Origin of the sequence: Simiduia curdlanivorans (genome assembly GCF_030409605.1) — a bacterium.
In the GTDB taxonomy this organism is placed as follows: domain Bacteria; phylum Pseudomonadota; class Gammaproteobacteria; order Pseudomonadales; family Cellvibrionaceae; genus Simiduia; species Simiduia curdlanivorans.
This window is the reverse complement of the sequence record NZ_JAUFQG010000004.1, coordinates 392,701-417,584: the sequence shown is the minus strand read 5'-3', so window position 1 is coordinate 417,584 and position 24,884 is coordinate 392,701. Positions and strand designations below refer to the sequence as shown.

Here is a 24,884-nt window from a genome sequence, read left to right as displayed (position 1 = left end):
TGAAACAGAAACCAATGATCAAGGAAGATCTATGGCTCGCCTGCCTCGACTGTGTTTACCCAACATTCCGCAACATATTATTCAGCGTGGCAATAATCGACGGGCGTGTTTTGGCAGTGAAGATGATTTCGCCGCGTATGCGCATTGGTTAGAGGAATATGCAAAGAAGTACCGAATGGCGATTCATGGCTGGGTGTTTATGACCAACCACGTCCATTTGCTGGTTACCCCAGAAACATCCGCCGGTGTTTCTCAGTTGATGCAAGCGCTTGGTCGACATTATGTTCGTCACTTCAATTACACTTACCGCAGGACAGGAACGCTGTGGGAAGGTCGCTTTAAGTCTTGCGTGGTGAGTGCCGAACAGTACTTTCTTTCGTGTTTGCCCTATATCGAATTAAACCCTGTAAGGGCTGGTATGGTCGAGCATCCGGCAGGCTATCGGTGGTCGAGTTTCCACGCTAATGGATTGGGCCGCAGGGTAAAATTGTGGACGCCACACGAGGTCTATCAACGATTGGGCTCCACCTTGAAAGCAAGGGCAGAGGCCTATCGAAATTTATTTACGACTCAGCAAGACATGCATGAGATGAACGAACTAAGAACGGCACTAAACAAAGGCATGGCATTAGGCAATGACCGCTTCAAGCAGGAAATTGAGGCGCTAACCGGTCGGCGCGTCACTCCCGAAAAAAGAGGCCCAAAGCCGAGAAGGTAGTTCTTACATCGACCCCAAATCTCTCCCAAATCTCCTACCCCAAATCTCATATTACAGTTCGGAAGACATCCAAGCCTCTGTACACTATTGATTAATCTCGCGGCATGTGGGCTACTTACGCAGTGGAAAATCGTGGGCTTAGCCGAAAATGGACAATGTGCTTATTCCAATTGCTATAGATATAGCAACCGGTAAACGAGTAGATGTAGCGGATGTTGCCAATGGCGCAGACTGCGGCTGCGTATGCCAAAGCTGTGAAATCGATGTGGTCGCTAAGCAGGGCGATCTGAAAGCTTGGCATTTTGCCCATAACCCACATTCACAACGTAAAGCCGTGCGTGTTTGTGACGTATCCTTCTACAGCTCAGCGAAGGTATTTATTCGGCAGCTATTTTTAGAAGGATTAATCAACGCTATCAAAACCCCTGATTTCATCCTACAGGGGCTCCATGGTGCGACAGAAGTTGTCACAAAAAGCCAGTCGGTTACAAACTTCGTGGTTGATGAGCTAAGTCCACTACACATTACACTCAGCCTGGGTGCCCATAAACTTCACCTCTATTTTAGGCATCGGGAAAATGTCAGCGACCTTGATACTCTGCCACCAGAAAATGGGGTTTTAGCTATTCATCTTGATCACATCGAAGATGCTTATTTTAACAGTCCCTCAAAGCGCACATTCACTGAAACGATTACACAATTTTTTGAAAGCGGCGATGCAGGAAAAGAATGGCTTTATCACCCCAAACTTAATAGTGCAAAACAGCAGCTATTAATTAAGGAGAATAATCTAAGGCCAGCGTTTATAACCAGTCGCCAGATGCGAAATTTTAATGAATCGTTAGCCAAAAGAGATCAAGAGCTAGTGACTGGCAAACTATCTTGCCCAAAATGCAAACACGAATGGAAAGGTAGAAATTACTGGGACATCCACGTTAAAACCCGATTTAAGAAATCGACGCAACTTGATCAAAAAAACCAAGCCGGAGATAGGAAAATCCGAAGCGGTATCTCAATAGAATTTTTATGCGCCAAAATGCCAAATTTGGCTCGATAGAAATCCTGCCGGTGGCAATTTTAACGTGTGTGGGTGTGTTGTTCGGCTCAGCTAAGTAATTGACAGCTACCTAAGCCCGGAGTGCGTTGATAGCCCAGTTTTTGACAGGCTTGTTTTAGTTTGTAAGCGCCGCCCACTAAACCCTTAAATCGACTCTCAAACTGTGTGGCGCTGTAGAGCCAGTGTTTTGGGTCTATGTTGAGCCAGGTGAGTATAGGCGGCAATTCTGCAGCGATTGCGCCACGTTTATTGGCACGCACTTGTTTACCCGTCCAGTCTAACAATTCTAAATAGTCGGTTAACTTAAACGGTAAGCCAGCCGGCATATCTTGCCGTGGGTTGCCCACAAACGCTCGCAGTGATTTCGGCTGTTGTTGCTTGTGGTTTGGGTTGTGCGCGCTTTTGGCTTTGTTGATGCGGCGTTTAGCGCTGGTGTAATCCGATTGCTCCGGTGTTTTTGCCATCTTGGCACGCACGGGGTTAAGATCGACATAGGCCATGCACGCAGCTAGCGCTTTTTCATCAAGTAGAGCCTGAGATTTAAACCTGCCCTCCCAGAAGCGGCCGGTACAGTTGTCTTCTGCATTGGCGTCGCGGGCAATGGGTTCGTTGATTTGGCGCATAAACCAGCTGATATTTGCCAGCCGGCTACGCCAGACAGCAACGCAACTATCAAGCGCCTCGCGCTCTGCGGCTGCTAAGGCTTCGCCCCGTACAAATCTTTGGCTGAATAGATTGCCATTAAACAGTCGGTGCCAGCGCTGAATAACGTCTTCTGTCGTCCAGGTTTCAGCTTGCTCAGCGTCAATTTCCAGAACCAGATGGTAGTGATTCGACATCACAGCATAGGCGCATACGTGGATGGCGAAAATATGGGGCAGGGCGAGGATTTTGTCTTCAATCCATTGGCGTCGATGTTCGAAATTATTACCCTGTGCATCTCTGCCGCAGAGAAAGCTACGGCGTACACAGCGAGACACGATATGGTAGAAAGGCGTAGTATCGGCATCGATAAGTTGTTTGCGCGGTTTAGTCATCCCTGATCACCGGTGGCGGTTTTGAATTAGTTATACGCGTAAAATAGCGTGGCGCCCACCGTCAATTAGCATGAATTGTATTGTGATTGGTGGTTATATTTTATTAGTGTGGCTGTCATTTTTTGGACAAGCTCGCTTCAAGCAGGAAATTGAGGCGCTAACCGGTCGGCGCGTCATTACCGGAAAAACAGAGGCCGAAAGCCGAGAAGATAGTTCTTACAATGACCCCCAATCTTCGCTGACCCAAAATCTTCGAAATTAAGGATTGATAATATGGCTAATATGCTCAAGTCGATTTTAGAAAATGGATGGATTATTGGCGGTCTGTCAATGGTTGCCATCACTTTGTTCTCTGCTGAGCGGGTAGGGAGTCTATTTTTCTACTCCGCAATGTTGTGGTCTGTTTCGTTTGTACTTTACGGTATTTTTAGCTGTTATCGCGCCAGAAAGTGTAAAAGATAGTGGTGCATAATTTATTGGGGTCACCTATTAGTCAGCTCCGGTCAACGGGGTGCAGGAATATCTGAGCTCTTGCCCTGTAGAAGCAGATTTGGGGTTACCGCCCCATAGCCAACCCGGCATTTCTTACACCGACTTAATACAATAAAGCCTATCATTGGGCTTATACTTCAGCTTTATCAATTGAGTTGTAATAGGCAAGATAAGGTTTAGTGATTTTCTATGACAAAACAACAGCTTGATGAAACCTCTACAGCCGTGACCAGGCTGGAAGATCTCGCCAGCTTGGCAGACTATTCACTGATGAATACCCTCAACCGTGATCCCGATGCGACAGTTGATGGGGAAGATTACAGACCTCGCCAAGTTTTCACGGGGCATTACGTACCCGTCAAACCAACACCCATTGCTGATTCCGATTACGTCGCACACAGCAAAGTATTCTTCCGCGAACTACATCTCGACGATAGCTTGGCACAAACGGATGATTTTCGCCGGTTGTTCTCCGGTGATCTTTCTCACGTTCCTGCGCCCATGCGTAAAATTGGTTGGGCCACAGGCTATGCGCTTTCTATTTATGGAACCGAGTATATTCAGCAGTGCCCATTCCAGACAGGCAATGGGTATGGTGATGGTCGCGCGGTGTCGGTGCTAGAAGCTGTTATCTGTGGCCAACGTTGGGAGATGCAATTGAAAGGCGGTGGTCGCACCCCTTACTGCCGTGGTGGGGATGGGCGTGCTGTCTTGCGCTCGAGTGTTCGTGAATTTCTGGCACAAGAGCACATGTACGCGCTGGGCATACCGACGTCCAGATCTCTGTGTTTGTACGTATCAAAAACAGAGTCGGTAAATCGCCCTTGGTACTCAGAAGGATCACTCTCCACAGATCCCGATATTATGGTGTCGGAACCCGTTGCTATTTCGACGCGTGTCGCACCTTCTTTCTTGCGTGTCGGTCAACTCGAACTCTTTGGACGCCGAGCCCGTAAGGGTGAGCATCCAAAAGCGATGGAAGAGTTGGAGATGATTGCATTGCATTTAATCGAGCGCGAGTATAAGGATGTGATTGACGACAAATTGTCGACTGCGGAGAAGGTGGTGGCGTTGGCAGCCGAATTCCGTTCCCGCTTAACATCCCTAGTAGCCAACTGGCTGCGCGTCGGCTATTGCCAGGGCAATTTTAATAGCGACAATTGCGCGGGTGGCGGCTTTACTCTCGACTACGGGCCCTTTGGATTCTGCGAACTCTTCGACCCGAGTTACCAGCCGTGGACCGGTGGTGGGCAACATTTTTCTTACTTCAACCAGCCCGCCGCGGCCGAAACAAACTTTCACATGTTTTGGACCGCACTGCGGCCTTTACTTGAATCCCATCCGGAATCTCTAGAGAAATTCGACGAAATTCGACAAGGTTTTTCTTCGGAGATGGCGTTAAAACTGGAAACGATGTGGGCAGCTAAACTTGGGCTGAACACGTTTAACACTGAGTTGTTTCGTGATCTTATGACACTAATGGAGCAAACCTCTGTCGATTACACCATCTTCTTTCGGGAGCTCTCGAACATTCCGGATAATATTGAGCCACTTAAAAAGAGCTTCTATAAGGATGCGACAGATTCACTAGAGGAGCACTGGTCTCGGTGGCTAGACAAATGGAAGTCACATGTCTGTCCAGGCCAGAATATTGAAGAGCGCTCACAGCAGATGAAACAGGTTAATCCTAAATACGTTTGGCGAGAGTGGCTTGTTGCACCAGCCTACCAGCTAGCGATGGGAAATGATTACACGCTTGTTCGAGAGTTGCAGGAAGTGTTAAGCCAACCTTTTGATGAACAATCAAAAGAAGTGGAAGATAAATACTATAGACTAAGACCACAGGCGCTTTTTAAAGCCGGTGGGGTATCTCATTATAGTTGTTCTTCTTGATTGGACCTGCCAGGAGACAATTTTTTGGGTCAGATAAAAATTAAGACGCGTCAATCATCGTATTGTTCTTCAAGTTTTTTCTGCGCTCGTGTTAATCATAAATCAACGGCCTCTAACTTCTCACGCCTGTGTTCTTACGAAAAATAAAAAAAGGCGCAGAAAAATCTGCGCCTTCAATCAAGGCCTAGCTTTATCACCCGTCAGTTTTACCAGATCATTCATCACCCCATCTAAGCCGCCGTAGACGTTCAAGTTACTGATGCGTGCGGCGATTTTCTCCAGCACTTCCAGTTCCTTCAATCGCAATAACACCGGGTTGCCTTCCATGGCTTTGGCGCTGTTGTGCATCGAGCGGGTGGATTGGGTTTCTTCCTGCCGCTTGATGTGATTGGCCTCGGCTTACTTTTGCGCTTCTACTACTTGGGTGAGGAGGCTTTCATCTCGCCCGGGGGTTGGATTTCTAGGGCGGTGCAGAAAAATCGTAATGCCCATGCATCACCAAGCCTGAGTACATTTTATCGAATCGCTAGGTTTTGGGTATAAACCCAACCAGCCTATCTTGCAGCCGCGATAGCACATCTGCATAACTTAATTTGGTGTTTTAGATTTTTGCTGTAACGCCATCGGTGGAAAGCCGTGAGCAGTAGTTTCAGCTAACGCGCCAATTAAAATACCGCGCATAAAAAAGCCCCGATCTAGGATCGGGGCAAAGCTTCTTGGGCGGGAAAAAGCCCTGGGTCAAACGCGTTACTTACAGGTCGATGGTGCGTTGTTGATAATAGTGCTGCGACCTTGTGAATAGCTGGAGTTGTAAGGCGTTACTCCACCTTTGCCGGCAGTGGCAAACACATAGTCTGCTAAATCGCTGCCAGCGCTGAAGCGGTTGGCGTTGATTAAGTTTTTGGATGTGCCATCGTAGGTTGCAAACATATCCGGTGTGCTGCCGTGGGACGCCGTTAAATCACCCGGTGAACCTTGCAGCTGACACGAGGTGTTCGAGTACCAAACCGAGCTGCCGGTTATTTTCAGCCCACCCTCGCGGAAGTCGCGCAGTAGGCTTTCAATCCAGTAGTCGAGGTCATCGCCTTTGGCGTTGTTGGCCGTGTTCAAGAACATATTGTCTTCAAACGCAATGCGGCCACCTACGCGAACGCTCAACAAGTCTTTGCGGTAGCCGTAAAACACATTGTTGAACATGTGGGATTGCCCGCGGCGCATGAGTGGTACGCGACGCAAGGTATCCATGCTTTTGTCGGTAACTAGGTTGTCGTTGGTGACAAACAAATTGTTGTGGATGGTTGAGGTGATTTGCGCATTGATGGTTCGGCTATCACTTGAACCATGTAATGCCGCGCGCTTCACATCGATGAGTTTGTTGAACGAAACGGTGAGGTTGTAGGCGCCCACTTTGACATCGAAGGCTGAGTCACCGGTGTTCTCAAAGGTGTTTTGATGAATCCAGATATCGTGCGACTCACCGGTTGAGCGAATCATATCGGGATCGAGATTGTGGTCCTCGGTATGGCCAACGCCGGCAAAGCGGTTGTTGGTGATGATCACGTTCTCGCTCATGTGGGTTGACGCACCGCTGGAATCCGAACCAATTTTGAAACCGCTAAATTGGAATAAGGCGTTGCTGCCGCGGCCATCAATGGTGGTGTTGGAGTTGACCATTTTGAGTTTGAGCGCATCGAGATCTGAGTCGTTGAGGCGATCATTAAAGAAGGTGTCTTCGCAACTATTGCTGCTGACGCCGTGATTACTGCACCAAAGCGCAGGGTTCTGACATTCTTCGACAGTGGCGCCACCTAAGGCAGACAGTACATCGGGATCTGAGCAACCCAATTTATACATGCCGATCGTGGTTTCATTGGCGAAGTCGTCTTTATCAAACACCACCCAGTTGTGTTTAGCAGAACTTATCGCATCGAAAATTTGCTGCTCCGGTGAAACCGAACCGCCTTTGGTTATCACCACCAGTTTGCTATTGCCCAGGGGGTTGTAGCCGCCGGTTGCCTTGCTGCCAAAGCCCACTGGTTTGCCGAGGGACTCAGATAAGCAGGCCACGATTTCTTGATCCGTTTGTAGCTGAGAAGACTCGCGCCAGTTCATGCTGGGATTGGTCAGTAAATCGGCGCAGGCCGGATCGCCGCCGTCTCCAATGGGCGGAATGCCGCCATTGTCAGGATCGGTGGGATCAGTGGGTTCAGTAGGATCAACTGGATCGGTGGGATCAGTGGGTTCAGTAGGATCAACCGGATCGGTGGGATCGGTGGGATCGGTAGGATCAATCGGATCGGTGGGCTCAACCGGCGTTCCGCCGTTGGTGCTGTCGCCCGCCGCACAATCGCCCGCTGCCGGCGCCAAGCCGGTAATGCTGACCTGATCGATGTTGGCCAGGCCGCCACTGGTTTCCGCTTCGATGCGCAGGCTTTGCTCGCCGCCATTCAGTGCCAGTACCAGGTTGCCGGTGTCGGACCAGCTGGTCCAGCTGCCGGTACCGGTAAAGCCAAGATTACCTTGCTCCTGGCCGTTGACCAGAATCCGCGCGGGTCGGTCGCTGGCGCCATTGGCGTAGCGCACATTGAGTTGGTAGTAGCCCGCTTGCGGCGCATAGATTTCGTAATCAATGCCGGCGTCGGTGGCATTGGTGGAGTTGGCGTAACCGCTACCGTTGTAGCCGGCATGCTCGTTTTCCACTGCGCCTTCAACCGCACAGAAGCCGGCAGCATTTTCCTGCACGGTAAAGGTGGTGTCGGGTACCGGTGTTGGCGTCGGAGTCGGAGTCGGAGTCGGAGTTGGCGTCGGCGTCGGAGTCGGAGTCGGAGTCGGAGTTGGCGTCGGCGTCGGCGTCGGCGCTGCATTTATCCCTACATAGGTCTCTAACTCTGCAATCGCAGGGGTAAGGTTAGAGCTTAAAATGTTGAGATTAATTTTATCCAAATTCACCGTGTTGAAACTAACAAGACCTGGGCCGGTGCCCGTGGCTAGTAGCTCGCCATTGTCGTTGTTGACTAGCTCCCAGGCGCCGAGGTTGCCGACAGCGCTGGCATGTTCGACGATGTTAACCGCGCCCACGGTTGTGGTGCTGGACCATTTAATGGATATGCGCCCTGTTGAACCGCTGGGTGCCCAGTAGCTAGAGAGGTCGCCATCGCGCACATTGCCGTAGCTGGAGCCACTGGCTTTGCTCGACCCGTCTGAACCCGCGCCGATACTCAAGTTGCTGCCGATGGGGCTGCCACCTGGCGTTGGGGTTGGCGTTGGCGTAGGAGTTGGCGTTGGCGTAGGAGTCGGCGTAGGAGTCGGCGTTGGTGTAGGGGTCGGAGTTACTTCACACGCACCCGCCGATTCGAGCAAGCCTGTGCCTGCGCCTACAGTGTTGCGAACAATATCGGGTACGCACGCCACGGCATCTAAGGTGTAGCTATAGGGAATGCTGATGGATGTGGTGGACACTGGGTTTGGGCCAGCTGGGAACCATTTGTCGCTGTCACTCTGTTCCCATACCACGGTATTTTCATCAAAGTAGTTACCGCTTAAGTCCCAAAAGCCCATGTCGGTAGTGTAAAAAGTGCCGATGGGATTGTGGGCATTTTCAAAATAACTGTTTTCTACTTTTATCTTGCCACCCATGCGCGGGTTCAAGCCGGATTTGTTTATGCCGTCGTAATAGTTGTTGTAGGAGTGGGCCGTGCCGTGCCGTAACAACGGCAAGCGCGAGTCCATGTTCTCGTAAAAATTATGGTGAAAAGTGACGAAGGTATTATCGGCGTCGCTGTCGCTTGAGCCCATCAGGCCACCGCGACCCGAATTGCGGTAATGGGTGTAAGAAACGGTGACGTATTGGGTGGTGGCTTTCATGTCGAGCAATGAATCGTAGCCGTCGCTCTCGCCGCCGGAAGCTTCGAGCGTGCAGTGATCTACCCAGACATTAAATACGTCGGTTTCCATGCCGATGGCATCGCCACCATTGGACGTGGGCGAGCCGGATTTTTTCACATTTTTTATGTGTAAATTTTGCAAGATAATATTCGAGGTATCGCGTAAGTGGATGCCAATCTGATCAAAAACCGCGGCGCTACCTACGCCGATCAACGAGATATTGCTCACGCCTTTAAATTGAATCTCTTCGCCGGTGGTGTCGCAAGAACCCGAGCTCTTGCTGGTGTTGCCGTGATTGATGGTGCCGGTTACGTAAATAATGAGTGGTGTGTCGTCGGCCGCGCGGCTACACATAGCAGCGTTTATCTCGGCGCCGGTACTTGCATACACCACTTGTCCACCCGCGCCGCCGGTGGTGCCGCCGTTGAGTGTGGCGTAGCCCTCTAGTGCGGCTGAGCAGGGCAGGGCCAAGCCTAAGCTTGCCGATGCTATAGCCAGAGGAAGTAATGATTTAGGGGAAAAAGCTCTCATGTTTTGAACCTATTATTATTGTGATTTGTCGAGGCAGGGTTGATTCACAAACCCCACTAACCGCCCGCCTCAGCGTTCACGGATTAAAAGAAAAGCTGTTAAGACCATGCGCTAGAACCTTGCATGGCTTGCCTGCTTCTTGCGTGCTGTGACAAAGGTGCGTTACCTCAGGCGCCTACAATCACCTGCCATCGGCCTTGCCCAAAAATGGTATTTTTTGGTATTAATTTGGTAAGACCAGTGGTAAGACCATGTTAGTGCGTTATTTTCTGGCTGTAAACTTGTTAGGTCTTCTTGTGGGTGATTTATATTGCGACGCTTGTCTATATTTACGTAAAAAGTGGCTGAAACTACCGTATTTATATGCCGATCCAGGCACTTAATAACGCTTCCTGGCTGTGGTAAATATCGGTTTTATGGCGCATAACGACCTCAAGCCTTTAGTGTTAAATGACCTGCTTTTACCGGAAAAATAGCTGACTTCGGCGATATGAAAGCCCTAATTGCCCCATTTGTTCGGTCTCTGGGTATCGGTCTCTTGGCCGAAACTTTTAGAAATATCTATAAATATCAATGAGTTGATGGGGTTGTCCGCCGTGTTGTTTGGCTGGCCCAGCGCTTTAGGGCTGGGCAATTGGCGAAGCCTGGTACTGCACCGGTTTGACCAGAGCGAGCGCAATATAAAATTAACGGTGCCAGCGGATGAGAAAAATGCGGGTGAACAAGTCTTGAATTGGTAAAGCCAATATGGTTATCATGGCAGTCCAAAGTGGTAAGCTTGTGCCGAATAGCTGGCGCAGGCTGAAGACAATAAAAACGTTCACGAGGACACGCAATGAATTCCAGGCTCCCGACCGCGGCATCCCTGATCCTGCTCACGTGCTTAACCGCCTGCGGTGGCGGCAGTGGCAGCGACCATCAAAGCGAGGGCGACGTGTTGCCCGTGCCACCACCCAGCACCGTGGATGGCGGTGACAACGGCGGCGAAGTGCCAGTCCCCCCTGTCATTCTGAGCGAAGACTTCGGCGACGGCCTGTTCGTCGGTTTCGGCGAAGCCGATACCATCAGTTTCTTCAGTAGTGATTACAAAGCCCTCAGCACTGATAACCCCGACGACAGCCAGCCGTCGTTCTACTATCCCACCTGTTGCTTCTTTGAAGGTGACGACCCTGCGCTGGGCACGGCGGTCAACCTAGAGCAGTTGGGCATAGTGAGCGACGCCGGTAACCCGTCTTTGTTGCTCAATACCGGCCGCTTCAGTTTGGGCCAAACCCGGCCCGAACTCGACGGCACCGACCCCAAAAAAGACAGCACCAGCGGCGACGTCACCGGCACCTGGGGTGAGCTGAACCTGAGCACCGACTACCGTATTTCTTTCTGCGTCAAAGAAGCTAGCGGCAGCCGCAATATGCAGGTGTTTGTAGACAACAACAGCTCTAGCGAAAGCAAATCCTACTGGGGTGGTGGCAGCGCCGGCTCGCGCATTTTTAACGTGCCGGTGAATCAACTGGTGGCCGGCAAGCGGGTGGAAATCAACGTGCCTGGCAATGTTACGCTCGAGCCTGGTGCGACGCCGGTAGATATTCGCCCGGTGTTGGTGGGCAATGCCACTTCCTTCCTGCAGTTGCGGGTAGAGGGCGGCAGTACTGTCATCATCGATGACCTGCTGGTGGAGCCGCAGACTGAAAATGGCCAGGCTGATCTACCGGAATGTGGTGTGTTTACCCCAGCCACCCCGCCCGCGGTGCCGGATGCCCCCACACTCAATGCTGGCGACGGGCAGATTACTGTCAGCTGGAGCACCGGTGTGGGCGTGGGCAGTTACGACCTGGCCTGGGGTACCAGCAATGACATCAGCACCGCCACCCAGATGCTCGATGTCAGCTCCCCAGTGGTGCTGGAAAGCCTAGCCAATGGCACCGAATACTTTACCTTCCTGCGCGCCAACAATTCGGCCGGCAGCAGCGACTGGAGCGCGGCCGCCTCGGCCACGCCGGTGGCGCCGCTCGGTTGCGTGGTGACTACCCCCGGTGACATCACCGGCAGTATTGCTTGGAGTGTGTACGACGGCTGCATCAGCCCCGAAAGCAGCGGCGCGCTGGTGCTGAAAGCCAATAGCACCGGCAGCCTAACTTACGCCGACACCGACATCTTGTTCAGCGCCAACAACGACGGCACTGCAACACTGGATACCAGCGCAGACAGTGGCGCCCGCAGCAAGGGCGATATCACCGGCGTGGTGGCCGATGCCGACGGTTATCCGCAGTACTTCACCCTGCTGGCGCGGGTAGATGTATCTGCCAGCCCGGCCCGTGGTCTGGAAGTGGAAACCGCCTTTAACGCCCCTAGTGATGCGCGGGTAAAAATCCTGCTGCGGCCCGACCAAGGTGCCGACGGCCGCTTTCAGTTGGAGCGCTTCCAGGATGGCACCGCTAACGCCGAGGCCGACCTGACCATGGCCGACGACTACCACGTCTACCAGATCAACTACATCGTCACAGACCCGACTGACGTGAGCGTGGTGGATGGCAAGAATATCAGCGCTAGTGTCTACCGCGACGGCGTCAATATTTCCGAGCAACTCAGCGGTGCCACGATGGGCGACCTAGCGGTGCTGGGTACCGGTCGCACCGGCGGTGGTGGCGCCAACCGATTACGCATTGGCGAGGATGCCTCCAGTGGCTACTTTGCCAAGGTGGACTGGTTGTTGTGGTCCAACGATGCGGCCGTGGCGGCCATGAGCGCCGACGACCTGGTGGGCGAGCTGCCAGCCAGCATCGGCGAGCTGGGCTTTTACGCGGGTGCCGGTGGGTCGGCGGCGATCCTTAATGAAAGCTTTGATGCCGCCACTGATGGCGACGGCAGCACCAGTGACTTTTTTACGGCGGGTTACAAGGCCATCAGCAGCGATGCTAGCAAGGCCTTTTATAACGTCACCGGCAGCGGTTCGCGCATCACTCTGGCTGGCGGTCAGCTGAGCATCAACAATGCGCGCTTTAGTATTGGCGACAGCAATCCGGGCGCGGCCACCAGTGCCGGCTCAGTGCCTCAGGGCGACCTGGATTTAAGTCAGCCCTACGTGATCAGCTTTGATGTGACGGCTAATGGCAACGACGGCGCCAGCACCGGCAAATGCCAGGTGTATGTGGATAACAACACCTCGAGCTCGTCCAGCTCGCAGCACGGCGGCAGCTCAAAAATATTTGAGAAAACCGTGGCCACCATTGCCGACGACGACGGCGCCACCGGCACTGTGTCTATCGCCAGTAGCGTGGGCACCGCCATGTCCTTTATACAGCTGCGCTGCGACAGCGGCGTAACGGCGCCCATCACTATCGACAACGTTAAAGTCGAGCTCCAGTAATAAAGCGCGCGGCTCGGCCGCGCCAACAATAATTCCAGAGGTGAACAGAGCATCATGAAAATCCTGAATACATCCATGAAATTACTGCCGTTGGCGGTGGCGCTAATCAGCGCCCAGGCAATGGCGCAGCAAAGCGAAGACATGGCCGGCCAAGGCTTAGAAGAAGTGGTGGTAGAGGGCGTGCGCGCGGCCGATGAAAATGCCCGCGAAGCCGAACGCAATAAGGACAACTTCAGTTCCGTGGTTACCCAGGACGACGCCGGTAACTTCTCTGCCCAAAACGTGGCCGAACTGTTGCAGCGCATGCCCGGCATCACCCTGCAGCGAGGCGAGGGCGAGGGCAAGTTTGTTAGCCTGCGCGGCCTAGGCCCAGGCATGGTGAGCGTGCAAATGGACGGCGGTTCGCTGGCCAATGCCGGTGGCGGCAGTAGCGGCGACCTAGAAGATCGCGCCTTTTCCCTAGATAGCTTGCCCTCCGATGTACTGCAGTCCATCGAGGTGAACAAGTCCCTAACCCCGGACATGAATTTGGATGCCATCGGCGGCATGATCAATGTCCGAACCCTGTCGGCGCTCGATCGCGGCAAGGACAGCTTCAAGCTAACCCTGCAGGATTACTACAGTGAGCAGGCCGAGGACCACTCGCCCAAAATCACTGTCCAAGGTACCAACCTGTTCATGGATAACACTGTGGGCCTGGCCTATACCGCGTCTTGGGAAAACCGCATCACTCAGGGCTACCAGACCAAACACCACGACACCACGCTGCCGGTGTACGGCGATGATGGCCAGAACCGCATTCTGATTCCCTGGGAATTTACCAACTTCCAGGAAAACGCCGAGCGCGAACGCATGACGGGTTTGCTGAACCTTGAATATCAGCCCGACGCAGACAACCGTTACCATGTGCGGTTAAACCACACCAGCTACGCCGATGACGATATCGCCCTGCGCGAATACTATCGCTACAACCTAGACAGCAGCACCAGCAAACTGTACCTGAACGAAGCCGAGCAGACTTTTGGTCTAGACAGTGTTGACCTGCAACAGCAGTACTTTATCCAGCAGTCCGAAGTCACCACCAACACCTTCACTATCGGCGGTGAAAACGGTTTGGCCGATGGCTGGTGGGTGGACTATGACCTAGTGATGTCGCGCAGCGAGGACGACAAACCCGATGGCCGGCGCGTGCAGTTCCGGTTGCGCGAGTTGTCTTCGCTGGGCCAGTACGGTGAGGATTTCATCAACGGCCAAATTATTTCCGGCACCCAGCTGACCGAGCTAATCGACACCGGCAGCATTAGCAGCGGCGCTATTTCGAACCCCAACGGCTACCAATATGGCCAGGCCATGCAGCCTAATTTGGGCTACGACAACCTGTTTCTGGAGCAGAGCCTGCGCGAAGATGCGGTGGACCAGTTCACCCTGAATCTGCGCCGCGACTGGACCGACGGCGGCTTGCTTAACTACGTTAAATTTGGCGTCCGCGGCCAGCAGCGCAACCGCACCAGCGACCGCAACCGCGCCAGCATTGTGCCGGGTGATCGTGCCGTAGCTGGTTGTAACGGCGACTTAGAGTGTGTGGCACTGGCCGGCGCACGGCTGGGCGAATTCGACACCTACCGGCCGGAAAATGCCGACTTCGACCACTACATTATTACTCGGTCGGAAGCGGAGCGATTGATCGCCAGCACTCGCGCCATTGGCGATAACTACGACCCGGACGAAAATGAAATCGACTCCGTCAGGCTGGATTACGAGCTCAACGAAGACTCGGCAGCGGCCTACTTGATGGCTGAATTTCAGGTTGTCGAAGGCGGCACCTTGATTGCCGGCGCCCGCTACGAGCGCACTTGGTTTGATTCCACCGGCTACATGGCCATGCGCAATGACCGCAACGAGGATTCCCAAGGCCTAGAGTCGCTCGACATTGCCCTGCCCTTGGACGATGTTAAAAACGACTACAGCAACTTCCTGCCGGCTTTGCACTACCGGCACGAGCTGAGTGACCAACTGCTGGCGCGGGCGGCCATCTGGACCAGCTTTAGTCGGCCGGACTTCGGCAAGAGCCGCGCTTATTTTGAAATCACCGACCGGGTTGAGCTGTGCAACACAGATCCAGCCTACACCGGCACCCTGACCTGTAGCGATGACCCGAACCAGATAGGTTCCACCAATGGCGACGTGGATTATCAGGCCGAGTGGTTTGTGCTGTCATCCGACAATGCCGCGCGCATCGGCAACCCGTCGCTGGAGCCCATGAAAGCCACCAACATCGATCTGTCACTGTCCTGGTATGGCGATGACAACTTCCTGCAGGCGGCGTTGTTCTACAAAGACATCAAGGACTTTATTGTGGATGCCAACGGCGTCGACCTGAACATCGGCACCGACCTGCCCTTTGAGTTGCCACTCGATCAGGTGACTCAGTTCACCATTCTGCCCGATACCACACTCACCAATGTACGCACCTTCTTAAACGGTGAGTCGGCCCATGTGTACGGTGCCGAGCTGAGCTACACCCAGTATCTGGATGGACGTTGGGAAGATCACAGCGTGGGTCGCTGGCTCGACAACCTGTTTTTGCAGGCCAACCTAACCCTGCAGGACAGCGACGGCGATGTGGGAGACACAGTGCGGGTGGACAGCATTCGTCTGCCGGAAACTGCCAACACGGCCGGTAACCTGACCTTGGGTTGGGAAAACGACACAGTGTCGGCGCGCCTCATTGCCAACTATACCGGCGACATTCTCAAACGTATCGGCGCTTGTACTGCCGACGATCTGGCCGCTGATCTGGGCTTGGGTTACACCCAGAATTGCCAAGCCTGGGCCGACGTATACCAAGCCGCGAGCACCACCCTGGATTTCAAGGCTACTTGGAAAGTCGCTCAGGGCGTTAGGGTTTACTTTGATGCCATCAATCTGACGGGTGCCCAAGACAGCTACTACTTCGAAGGCGACCCGGATGCCGGCGGCAAAATGTTGTTCAACGTCGAACAATACGGCCGCGGCTACCAGGTTGGCGTCAACCTAGATTTCTGATCGGATCTGAAGTCTGGTAATTGGCCGCTAACACGGCACCAGCACGCCACTAACAACAGCGCCCGGCAATGATCTTTGCCGGGCCTTTTACTCGGAGATATTCCATGCGTGAATCCACGATTGCGCGCCCCATTGCGCTTGCGTTGCTGTTAAGCCTAGGCCTCACCGCCTGCGGCGGCGGCAGCTCTGGTTCAAGTGATCAGCCTGCCACACCGACGCCAACGCCGACACCAACACCGACGCCGACGCCAACGCCAACGCCAACACCAACACCAACACCAACACCCGTTACATTGACCGACGGCGGATTTGCCGGTTTTAACTACGACCTGACCGGCGGTGCCAATGGCTTGGTGTATACCGTCAATAATGGTTTAGATTTACAGGCGAAATTAGACGAGGCTAAAGCGGCAGGGCAACCCATTACGCTCTATATCGACGGCGTGATTACGCCCTTCAACAATGGCGGCACCAATCTCGATATTGCGATTAAGGATATGAACAATGTCTCGCTCATTGGCGTGGGGACTAACGGCGAATTCGACGGCATCGGTTTAATTATTCGCCGCGCCAATAATGTCATTGTACAGAATCTTACCTTTCACGAAGCCTGGCCGGGGCAAGAGCGCGATGCCATTGGTATCGAAGGTGATGACGACGGCAGCACAACGAGCCATATTTGGATTGATCATTGCGAATTGTATAATTCACTCAATGTGGATAAAGACTATTACGATGGCTTGATTGATACCAAAAACGGCGCGAGATTGGTCACCATTTCTAATAATTATTTACACGATGCGTGGAAGACCTCTCTGCATGGGCATACGGAAAATGACACCAACCCCGACACCGATCGCCTAGTCACCTTCCATCACAACCGATTTGAAAATCTGTCGGCGCGCGTTCCTTTGTATAGGCACGGTAAAGGCCATGTATACAACAACTATTTTAATAATATTGATTCTTCAGCCGTGAACACCCGGCAGGGCGCCGAAATGTTGGTAGAAAACAATATTTTTGAAAACACCCATAACCCTATCGTGTCGTTTTATTCGCCTATGGTGGGTTATTGGAATATCGCCGGCAATGTGATGGGCGATGGTGTGACCTGGACGTCTGACAATGGCACAGATATCACTGCCCAAAGTGGCAGCTCAACATCGAGCTATCGCGTGCCTTACACCTATAGTCTCGACTCAGTTGAAAATTTAAAGGCGAAAATCATTGCCAATGCCGGCGTTGGAAAAATTGATCAGTCTGCGTTGGACATTCCTGCACCCGTGACGCCGATTGATCAGGTGCCGGTGCCTGAAGAAGTTATCATCGAAGACGTTGCTTTGCCTTACGGTGAAAACTTTGCACCCGATACGGAGACGTTTTTTAGCAACAGCTACCGAGATGTTTCGGGCGGCCCCGGTGCGGGTGTCGCGATGAATTATAAAGTCACAGGCACGGCAACGCTTGCGAGCGGAGCACTCAGTTTAACCGGTGCGCGGGTCAGTATTGGCAATACAACACCAGGAGTAAGCACTAGCGCTGGCGATACGGCGACAACCGGCGTGTTCGATTTGTCGGCGGCATACACCGTGAGTTTTACCGTGATCAGTGTTGCCGGCGATATGACAAAAAAGTTTCAGCTATTTGTCGATAACAACACGGCGTCGAGTAGTAATTCCATCTGGGGTGGCGCGTCGCGTTTTCACGATGTTGCGCTGGGTGATCTCGTGGCCGGGCAAACCTACGTTATTAGCGGAAAGTTGGCTTCTAGCACCTCGTTTATTACCTTGCGCACTGAAGGTGGCGGTACCATTCAGGTCGATGATTTTTTGATTGAACTGGCGCCTTAAAAGTTGGTGTTAGCGATAGCGGCGCTGTTCCTTTAGCGCTGTATTAGCAATAGGGTATCGGATGAGCATTCAAAAACTAGCGCGATAGAGTGAATTGTTGGGAGGTTTTTGGCTTGAGAGGCAATGCATTGGCGGTGAATCTATGCAGGGTAAAGAGCGAGCAAAATTTTTGTTTTGTGGGCTAATAATGTTAGCGCTCGGCCTGTGGGCCAGTACTGATGATATTCAGCTGGAATTTGCCGGGGTTGCTGTAGCACCCGATACAACTGCAAGGTCGTTACCGAAGCACGTGAACGATGCAAGTAAAGCGGATTATCAAGCAAATGCCTATGTACTCGATCAGTAGACGGCTGTTACTTCTGGTTTTGGCGCTGCTGACAATGCATGCCGGCGCTGAATATAGTGTGCAATCAACCTTGGCCAAAATCCAAGCACGTTTTCCGCAAGCCGCACCTTACGCGCCACACCAAGGTAATGTGCAAAAAAGCTGTTGGAACTATAGCCAAAACCATAGCCATAACCATAACCACAGCCATCAGCTGGCCATGGATGTCTATCGCTTACCTGATCAGTTGCCTAGGCCAGCGATATTGTTGGTGCACGGTGGCGGTTGGAATTCGGGCGAGCGCACACTTTGGCAGCCCATTGCCTACGCTCTTGCAAATCGGGGTTACGTCGCGATCACAGTGTCGTATCGATTATCGCCACAGGCGCCCTATCCCGCCGCAAGGGATGATTTAATTACCGCGCTTGAATTTATGCAAGCGCGCGCCGCAGAATTGGGCATTAATACTCGCGCGCTATTTATCGCGGGCGGTTCTGCCGGTGGGCAGTTGGCGTCGTTGGTTGGATTGCAATGGCCGGTGCAGGGCATTATCAATGTCGATGGCCTATCGGATTTTACGACGCCGTTAGCGCTAGCCTTCGAAAACGATCCCGCGCGCGAGGTCACGGCAGCTAGTGCTTGGCTCGGTGGTCGCTATGAAGCCATTCCCGAAATATGGCGCCAAGCGTCGCCCATTAATGCTGTTAATAAACATGCCCCGCCTATGTTATTTATTACTAGCGGCGAGGCGAGGTTTAGCGCCGGCGTGGAGGCTATGCAAGATAAGCTCACGGCCTTGGGGGTGGTTAATCGTCGGCATGAGTTCAAACAAGCGCCGCACAGTTTTTGGCTGTTTGAGCCCTGGGCCAGTGCAACCGTGGCGGTTATAGAGCAATTTTTACAAGCCCGTTTGTCGGCATTGGCTGAACCCGTGCCACCTGACGAGCGTTAATTTCTTACGCTAAATACAGTAGTTCTAACGATGAAAATTATCTTCTCTGTTGTGCTGTTATGCACCTGGATTCATCCCTGCTTTGCTCAGCCCGAGCAAGACATAAATGCCCAGTGGCAGGCCTACTTCGAGCTCTCCAGTGCATTAAAGCGCAAAGATCAAAAAGCGCTAGCTAAAGAGTTGGAACAAAATAGAAAAGTATCTAAGCCACCGAAGGCTGAGCGTTTTGGCTTTGACCCGGAGTTGCCCGAAGCGGCATTCAAGACGGAGGAAGGCAAAGCCATTGCCGATATTATTCTCAGTTTTCAAACCCCCTCCGGTGGTTGGTCCAAGCGGGTCGATATGGGGCAGCGCCCCAGGCGTAGAGGTGAGGCTTGGGGGGTGGAAAAAAATTACCAACCCACCTTTGATAATTACGCTACAACAACACAAATGCGTGTATTGGCTAAAGCTTTTGCGGCAACGGGCGATGAACGATACGCGACCAGTTTTAAGCGCGGGCTTGACCTTATTATCAAAGCGCAAATGCCACAGGGTTGTTGGCCGCAAAGTTTTCCTTTGGATGGCGGCTATCACAATCATATAACCTACAACGACAAGTCCATGGTCAACATTCTTGAGCTGTTGTTATCGGTTGCGCAGAGCGCCTACCCATGGCTGGATCAGGAAAATCAACAAATCGCTCAAGCATCGCTGCTGAAGGGCGTCAACTGCATTTTAATGACGCAATATTTTTTCGAACCCGGTAAAACATTTTTGGGTTGGGGCGCGCAGCACGACGCATTCAGTTTAAAACCAGCACAGGCTAGAGCCTATGAGATGCCGGCTTTGTCTTCTCAGGAAAGCGCAGAAATAATGTTGTTCTTAATGACGCTACCGTCGCCGCCTGATGTAGTTGTGCAGGCGGTCAGTGATGCAGCTGCCTGGTTGGATGCAAAGCGTATTGTCGGCAAGCGTTACGATAGGCAGCTGGGCAAACTGGTGGACGATGAACAAGCCAAACCCCTGTGGTCGCGTTTCTACAGTTTGAGCACTGGAGAACCTATTTTTGGTGATCGCGATGGCCAAGTTTACGATCAAATCGAGCGCATTAGTTTGGAGCGCCGACAAGGCTATGCTTGGTATTCTACCGGCGCAAGCAAGGCCTTGACCAAATTCCAGCAATGGAAGACTGCACATATTCAAACACCGGAGTAAGGTGCTAGTTCACCGACTTAATTATGAAAATAGAACATTTTGCATTTAATGTGCTCGATCCAATCGCCATCGCGGCTTGGTACTGTGAGCATTTGAACTTTACCGTAAAACATAAATTCACGCAGGCGCCACACACTCACTTTTTAGCCGATAGTTCAGGGCAAGTGATGATTGAAATATATTGTAACCCTGCCGATCAAGTGCCCGATTACCAAGGGATGGACCCGTTGTTGGTTCATCTTGCTTTTGTTTCTACCGATCCGGAGTTGGATGCACAACGTTTAATTGGCGTCGGTGCGCGCGAAGTGGACGACGTAAAACTCAAGGATGGTTCGCATTTGAAAATGTTAAAAGACCCGTGGGGCTTTTCCATTCAATTGTGTAAACGCGGCATGCCCATGTTGTCGTGAGCGGCACATTTATTTTCGCAGCTATCGCCCACCTTACTAACAAGGTGCTTGGAAAGAAAACCTGTCCCTATCAGGACACGCATGAATACATCCATGTAGCTCTGCGCCGCCATCCTTGGCGGCGACGGTCCTGAGAGAGACAGGTATTCTTTCTTTCCGCACCAGTAGAGAGAGTGCCATGTCAATGTCTGAATCTTTAGCTAAAATTTTGCGAAGCTGGGTTGTGGTAAAAATTGTATTCGGTCTGATTCTGTTTGGCCACAGCGCCTGCGCCGCCGATCTCAACTTGGCGTCGGTGCGCGGCTTTGGCATGGATACACCTGGCGGCGCCGGCGGCCAAGTGATAAAAGTTACCAACACCAACGGTGACGGCGCTGGATCATTGCGCTGGGCGCTAGCGCAATCTTATCCGCGCATCATTGTGTTTGAGGTGGGCGGTGTTATCGATCTGAAAAAAAGTACCCTCGTGGTTGAATCGCCTTTCGTCACTGTTGCGGGCGAGACTGCACCTTCACCGGGTGTTACCTTGATTCGCGGTGGCATTTCGGTAAAAACCCATAACGTCCGCATCCGGCATATTGCCGTGCGGCCTGGCGATAATCATGAGCCGGCGCGATCCGGATGGGACCCAGATGGCATTTCAGTATCGGGCGCCTTGGCGCACGATGTGCACATCGATCATTGTTCTATCTCTTGGGCCGTGGATGAAAACTTATCGGCCTCCGGCCCGCGCGACAAAGGCCACGATTTTACGGCGAAGCGCATTACCTTTAGCCATTCCATTATTGCCGAAGCCTTGGATGCTGCCACGCACAAAAAGGGCAAGCATTCGAAGGGATTATTAGTTCACGATTTTATTCAGGAGGTTGCAGTTATTGGTAATCTTTTTGCGCATAACGATAGGCGCAATCCGTATTTTAAAGGTCACACATCCGGTGTGGTGGTAAACAACCTTATGTACGACTTGGGTAACGCGGCCGTGCAAGTGGGGTTCATCAGCGAGGAATATCAGCAGTCTGCATTTACGCCAAAAAATCCGCGCCTGGCAGTGGTTGGCAATCGATTGCTGTACGGACAGAGCAGCTATTCAGATTTACCCTTGGTTGCTTATCAAGGCGATGTGTTTTTGCACGACAACCAAGTGCTCAACTTGGACGAAAAAGCCATGCCGCCAGCGCAGGGGCAAATTAATCTATTAACAAAACCGCCAGTGTGGCCAGTTGGCTTAGAAGTAATGCCAGTATCTGATGTGGAATTTCACTTGCTAAAGTCTGTGGGAGCAAGGCCCTGGGATAGGGACCCAATAGACCAGCGCATTATTGCGTCGGTAGTGAATCGCACAGGAAAAATTATCGACAGCCAAACTGAGGTGGGTGGCTACCCTCAATACCCAACCCGCTATCGAAAGCTAGACGTGCCAACCGATAACATTGACGCATGGTTGTCGAGCTTTGAACGTCTACCTAGCCTCGAACACTAAAACCTAAGCAGTGCCGTTGTGCGGCACTATTGTAAATGCTTGGGATCGGGCGCGCGCAAGCGCTGTGCGAGTGGATGACCCTGGCGCTTTAAATCTTGCAGCACCAATTGTGCCGCTTCGCGTGCGCCCAGCTCATTGAAGTGGGTGTCATCGGTAACGCCTTTGGGGTAGTTCGGGTGTAAGCCGGGGGCTAAATGCATAAAGCGTAGCTTGGAGGCTTCATCGCCCTGGGCGCTGAAATGAGCGCGTGTCAGGGTGTCCATGTCGATAAGCACAACCTTCTCTTCAAGTGCCAGTTTACGGGTAAGCGCTGAGTATTGCGCGTGAGTTTCTTTTATCTCGCTGCCATTAAAATAGCGTCGTGTAACGGGCGTTAACAGGATAGGTATGGCTTTTTTGGCTCGGGTATCTTGTACGAAATTCGCGAGGTTATTATAAAACTGCTCGGGTGAGGTGTAGCGATCTTGCTTGTTCTTGGATTCATCGTTATGGCCAAACTGGATAAACACATAGTCACCGGGCGCTACGGCGTCAATGAGTGTTTGCCAGCGCCCTTCGCCAATAAAAGTGCGCGTGCTGCGGCCATTTTTAGCGTAGTTGATCACCCGCACTTGCTCGTCAAAAAAGACGCTAAAGGGTTGGCCCCAACCGGTTTCTGGGTAATCTTTAACGTCTTTCTCGGCCATGGTCGAGTCGCCGGCCATGTGTAGCGTCATCGGATTAGCCGTACCGGTTAATGGTAGGAGGAAAAACGCGAGGGCTAAAAGCCAGCGAAACTTAATTTTTTTCATGATGTTATCTCCATTAAAACCGGCGCGTCATCATTGTTTAACGCTTAGTAAAGGCCGAAAGCCTTGGGTAAAAACTCGGATAGTGCTGGAATAAAAGTAACCAGCAGTAAAACCAAAAACATCGCCGCATACATAGGTAGCAGTGGCTTAATGAGTTTAGCGATACTGATTTTGGCGATACTCGCACCCACAAAGAGCACACTACCCACCGGTGGCGTACACAGGCCGATACATAAATTCAGCACCATCATAATACCGAAGTGCAAAGGCGACATGCCTAGGGCGGTAACCACGGGCAGGAAGATGGGCGTAAAAATTAATACCGCCGGTGTCATATCCATGAAGATACCTACGGCCAGTAAAATCAAATTAATGGTGAGTAATATAATGATGGGGTTGTCGCTTAAGGCCATCATGGCATCGCTGATCGATTGGGGAATATTTTCGTAGGATAAAATCCACGACATTGCGGTGGAGGTGCCAATTAGAAACATGACGATGGCTGTTGTGACCGCAGATTTCACCAATATGTCGGGCACTTGGATGATTTTCACCTCGCGATATATCAAAACTGATAGGGCGAAGGAATAGAGCACTGCAATAGCGCTGGCCTCGGTGGCGGTGAAGTAGCCGCCAACAATACCGCCGATAATAAGAAAAATGAGAAATAAGCTCGGAATGGCGTCGAAGGCAATTTTCACGCTGTCTTTGAAGCTGGTGCGCTCGCCCACAGGATAGCCTTTGATTTTCGCCCAAATACCACACACGGCCATGAGTGAGAGCGCAATTAAAATACCCGGTACATAACCAGCAATAAACAGTGCGGCTATGGAAACACCGCCGCTGGCCAATGAATACACAATAAGAATATTGGAGGGCGGAATCAGCATGCCCGAGGTAGAGGAGGCGACTGTTACGGCGGCATTAAAACCTTTGTCGTAACCCTCTTTGTTCATAATGGGGATCATGAAGCCGCCAATGGCACTGGTTGCCGCTACCGCCGAACCTGAAATAGCGCCAAACAAAGCGCAAGCGACAACGTTCACATAGGCCAATCCACCGGGCAGCATGCCGATAAGGACTTTGGCGAAATTGATCAAGCGCCGCGCAATACCGCCTTGCCCCATCAGCATGCCCGAGAGAATAAAAAACGGAATGGCGAGTAGGGAAAAACTTTCAATGCCACCGGCCATGCGCTGGGCAATAGTGGTGACGGCCGGGCCGCCATCGATGGTAAAAAGCATGGTTAGCAAAGTAGCCACACCAATGCAAATAGAAATCGGCACGTTGATAAACAGTAAGACAACGAAGCTAATAAGTAATACCAGTACAGTGAGTTCCATGATCTTCTCGGTTCGAAATTAAGTGGGCTGGCTTTGGCGGTGGCCAAAGGCTTCGGCAATAAAAACGAGGCTGTATAAACAAATCAGCAGGCCGCTCAGTGGTACGGCGCAATAGACATAACCCATCTTCACGCCCAAAGCGGCGGAAACTTGATTCAGCTCTAGGGTTAATAGAACAAGGCGTAAGCCGCCGTACACCATCACGGCGGCGCTGAATAAGAAGCACACGGCCCAGCCAATAATTTCGATCACTTGCGCGCGCCTGCCGGTCAATTTAGCGGTCACTAGGTCTAGCCCGAGATGTGCTTTTAATCGAAAAGCGTAAGCAGCGCCTAAGATACCAATCCAAATCAATAAGAAGCCGGCGAGTTCTTCTGTGAAGGAGCTGGGCTTGGTCATCACGAAGCGCGTGATCACCTGCCAGCTCACGTCTAACACGATAGCGGTCATTAAAAGTGCCAGCGCAAGGTACAAACTTGCGTCAATTATTTTTAAGGCGTTCTTCACATGTCAC

The 24,884-nt window shown here is 52.1% G+C and carries 18 protein-coding genes; 12 read left to right on the top strand and 6 right to left on the bottom strand.

Going from position 1 to position 24,884, the window contains the following annotated elements; translation table 11 throughout:
* The first annotated feature begins 31 nt into the window (after positions 1–31).
* Together QWY82_RS02010 and QWY82_RS02005 are read left to right on the top strand one after the other, a co-directional pair.
* Entirely contained in the window at positions 32–718 is a 687-nt protein-coding gene (locus QWY82_RS02010; protein WP_290259468.1) for a transposase, read from the top strand.
* A gap of 148 nt (positions 719–866) precedes the next feature.
* Positions 867–1,775 (top strand): competence protein CoiA family protein, encoded by a 909-nt coding sequence (locus QWY82_RS02005; RefSeq protein WP_290259467.1) that lies wholly within the window; start codon positions 867–869, stop codon positions 1,773–1,775.
* A 47-nt stretch (positions 1,776–1,822) separates the two neighbouring features.
* Here the strand turns inward: QWY82_RS02005 and QWY82_RS02000 are convergent, their stop codons facing one another.
* Entirely contained in the window at positions 1,823–2,812 is a 990-nt protein-coding gene (locus tag QWY82_RS02000; protein WP_290259466.1) for a transposase, read from the bottom strand.
* Positions 2,813–3,493: 681 nt separating this feature from the next.
* On the opposite strand from QWY82_RS02000, the gene QWY82_RS01995 reads away from it, so the two are divergent.
* Positions 3,494–5,197, top strand: a complete 1,704-nt coding sequence (locus QWY82_RS01995) for a protein adenylyltransferase SelO (RefSeq protein ID WP_290259465.1) — start codon at positions 3,494–3,496, stop codon at positions 5,195–5,197.
* 177 nt (positions 5,198–5,374) lie between these two features.
* Here QWY82_RS01995 and QWY82_RS01990 read toward each other — a convergent pair whose 3' ends face one another.
* Positions 5,375–5,545 carry a hypothetical protein gene (locus tag QWY82_RS01990; protein WP_290259464.1) on the bottom strand — a complete coding sequence of 57 codons (171 nt, stop codon included), beginning with the start codon at positions 5,543–5,545 and terminating at the stop codon, positions 5,375–5,377.
* A 399-nt stretch (positions 5,546–5,944) separates the two neighbouring features.
* Positions 5,945–9,613 (bottom strand): pectate lyase family protein, encoded by a 3,669-nt coding sequence (locus QWY82_RS01985; protein WP_290259463.1) that lies wholly within the window; start codon positions 9,611–9,613, stop codon positions 5,945–5,947.
* A gap of 503 nt (positions 9,614–10,116) precedes the next feature.
* Here QWY82_RS01985 and QWY82_RS01980 point away from each other — a divergent pair.
* The 9 genes from QWY82_RS01980 (at position 10,117) to QWY82_RS01940 (ending at position 22,236) form a co-directional block, all read left to right on the top strand.
* Complete coding sequence (locus QWY82_RS01980; RefSeq protein ID WP_290259462.1) at positions 10,117–10,353, top strand: hypothetical protein; 237 nt, start codon at positions 10,117–10,119, stop codon at positions 10,351–10,353.
* A gap of 95 nt (positions 10,354–10,448) precedes the next feature.
* Positions 10,449–12,977 (top strand): phage tail protein, encoded by a 2,529-nt coding sequence (locus tag QWY82_RS01975; protein ID WP_290259461.1) that lies wholly within the window; start codon positions 10,449–10,451, stop codon positions 12,975–12,977.
* 54 nt (positions 12,978–13,031) lie between these two features.
* Complete coding sequence (locus QWY82_RS01970; protein WP_290259460.1) at positions 13,032–16,022, top strand: TonB-dependent receptor; 2,991 nt, start codon at positions 13,032–13,034, stop codon at positions 16,020–16,022.
* A gap of 104 nt (positions 16,023–16,126) precedes the next feature.
* Positions 16,127–17,872, top strand: coding sequence for a pectate lyase family protein (locus tag QWY82_RS01965; RefSeq protein WP_290259459.1), 1,746 nt, complete (start codon positions 16,127–16,129; stop codon positions 17,870–17,872).
* A 142-nt stretch (positions 17,873–18,014) separates the two neighbouring features.
* Positions 18,015–18,218, top strand: coding sequence for a hypothetical protein (locus QWY82_RS01960; protein WP_290259458.1), 204 nt, complete (start codon positions 18,015–18,017; stop codon positions 18,216–18,218).
* Positions 18,202–19,149, top strand: coding sequence for an alpha/beta hydrolase (locus QWY82_RS01955; RefSeq protein ID WP_290259457.1), 948 nt, complete (start codon positions 18,202–18,204; stop codon positions 19,147–19,149). The genes QWY82_RS01960 and QWY82_RS01955 overlap by 17 nt, the downstream gene beginning before the upstream one ends.
* 30 nt (positions 19,150–19,179) lie before the next feature.
* Positions 19,180–20,346, top strand: coding sequence for a pectate lyase (gene pelA / locus QWY82_RS01950; RefSeq protein WP_290259456.1), 1,167 nt, complete (start codon positions 19,180–19,182; stop codon positions 20,344–20,346).
* Positions 20,347–20,369: 23 nt separating this feature from the next.
* The gene (locus QWY82_RS01945) at positions 20,370–20,756 is read left to right on the top strand and encodes a VOC family protein (RefSeq protein ID WP_290259455.1); all 387 of its coding nucleotides are present in this window, start codon (positions 20,370–20,372) and stop codon (positions 20,754–20,756) included.
* 184 nt (positions 20,757–20,940) lie between these two features.
* Positions 20,941–22,236 carry a pectate lyase family protein gene (locus QWY82_RS01940; protein ID WP_290259454.1) on the top strand — a complete coding sequence of 432 codons (1,296 nt, stop codon included), beginning with the start codon at positions 20,941–20,943 and terminating at the stop codon, positions 22,234–22,236.
* Between the two features lie 26 nt (positions 22,237–22,262).
* On the opposite strand, the gene QWY82_RS01935 is transcribed toward QWY82_RS01940, so the two are convergent.
* From QWY82_RS01935 to QWY82_RS01925, 3 genes are read right to left on the bottom strand one after another with little or no spacing between them, the layout of a single operon-like run.
* Positions 22,263–23,027: a rhamnogalacturonan acetylesterase gene (locus QWY82_RS01935; protein ID WP_290259452.1), complete on the bottom strand. Its 765-nt coding sequence runs from the start codon at positions 23,025–23,027 to the stop codon at positions 22,263–22,265.
* A gap of 44 nt (positions 23,028–23,071) precedes the next feature.
* The gene (locus QWY82_RS01930) at positions 23,072–24,370 is read right to left on the bottom strand and encodes a TRAP transporter large permease (RefSeq protein WP_290259451.1); all 1,299 of its coding nucleotides are present in this window, start codon (positions 24,368–24,370) and stop codon (positions 23,072–23,074) included.
* An 18-nt stretch (positions 24,371–24,388) separates the two neighbouring features.
* Positions 24,389–24,877 carry a TRAP transporter small permease gene (locus QWY82_RS01925; RefSeq protein ID WP_380736115.1) on the bottom strand — a complete coding sequence of 163 codons (489 nt, stop codon included), beginning with the start codon at positions 24,875–24,877 and terminating at the stop codon, positions 24,389–24,391.
* Positions 24,878–24,884 lie beyond the last annotated feature (7 nt).

Coding starts and splice junctions, on each gene's coding strand:
- QWY82_RS01985 (WP_290259463.1), bottom strand. CDS start 9,613: ATGAGAGCTTTTTCCCCTAAATCATTACTTCCTCTGGCTATAGCATCG.
- QWY82_RS01965 (WP_290259459.1), top strand. CDS start 16,127: ATGCGTGAATCCACGATTGCGCGCCCCATTGCGCTTGCGTTGCTGTTA.
- QWY82_RS02005 (WP_290259467.1), top strand. CDS start 867: ATGGACAATGTGCTTATTCCAATTGCTATAGATATAGCAACCGGTAAA.
- pelA (WP_290259456.1), top strand. CDS start 19,180: ATGAAAATTATCTTCTCTGTTGTGCTGTTATGCACCTGGATTCATCCC.
- QWY82_RS01995 (WP_290259465.1), top strand. CDS start 3,494: ATGACAAAACAACAGCTTGATGAAACCTCTACAGCCGTGACCAGGCTG.
- QWY82_RS01990 (WP_290259464.1), bottom strand. CDS start 5,545: ATGCACAACAGCGCCAAAGCCATGGAAGGCAACCCGGTGTTATTGCGA.
- QWY82_RS01930 (WP_290259451.1), bottom strand. CDS start 24,370: ATGGAACTCACTGTACTGGTATTACTTATTAGCTTCGTTGTCTTACTG.
- QWY82_RS02000 (WP_290259466.1), bottom strand. CDS start 2,812: ATGACTAAACCGCGCAAACAACTTATCGATGCCGATACTACGCCTTTC.
- QWY82_RS01955 (WP_290259457.1), top strand. CDS start 18,202: ATGTACTCGATCAGTAGACGGCTGTTACTTCTGGTTTTGGCGCTGCTG.
- QWY82_RS01940 (WP_290259454.1), top strand. CDS start 20,941: ATGTCTGAATCTTTAGCTAAAATTTTGCGAAGCTGGGTTGTGGTAAAA.
- QWY82_RS01945 (WP_290259455.1), top strand. CDS start 20,370: ATGAAAATAGAACATTTTGCATTTAATGTGCTCGATCCAATCGCCATC.
- QWY82_RS01970 (WP_290259460.1), top strand. CDS start 13,032: ATGAAAATCCTGAATACATCCATGAAATTACTGCCGTTGGCGGTGGCG.
- QWY82_RS02010 (WP_290259468.1), top strand. CDS start 32: ATGGCTCGCCTGCCTCGACTGTGTTTACCCAACATTCCGCAACATATT.
- QWY82_RS01935 (WP_290259452.1), bottom strand. CDS start 23,027: ATGAAAAAAATTAAGTTTCGCTGGCTTTTAGCCCTCGCGTTTTTCCTC.
- QWY82_RS01960 (WP_290259458.1), top strand. CDS start 18,015: ATGCAGGGTAAAGAGCGAGCAAAATTTTTGTTTTGTGGGCTAATAATG.
- QWY82_RS01975 (WP_290259461.1), top strand. CDS start 10,449: ATGAATTCCAGGCTCCCGACCGCGGCATCCCTGATCCTGCTCACGTGC.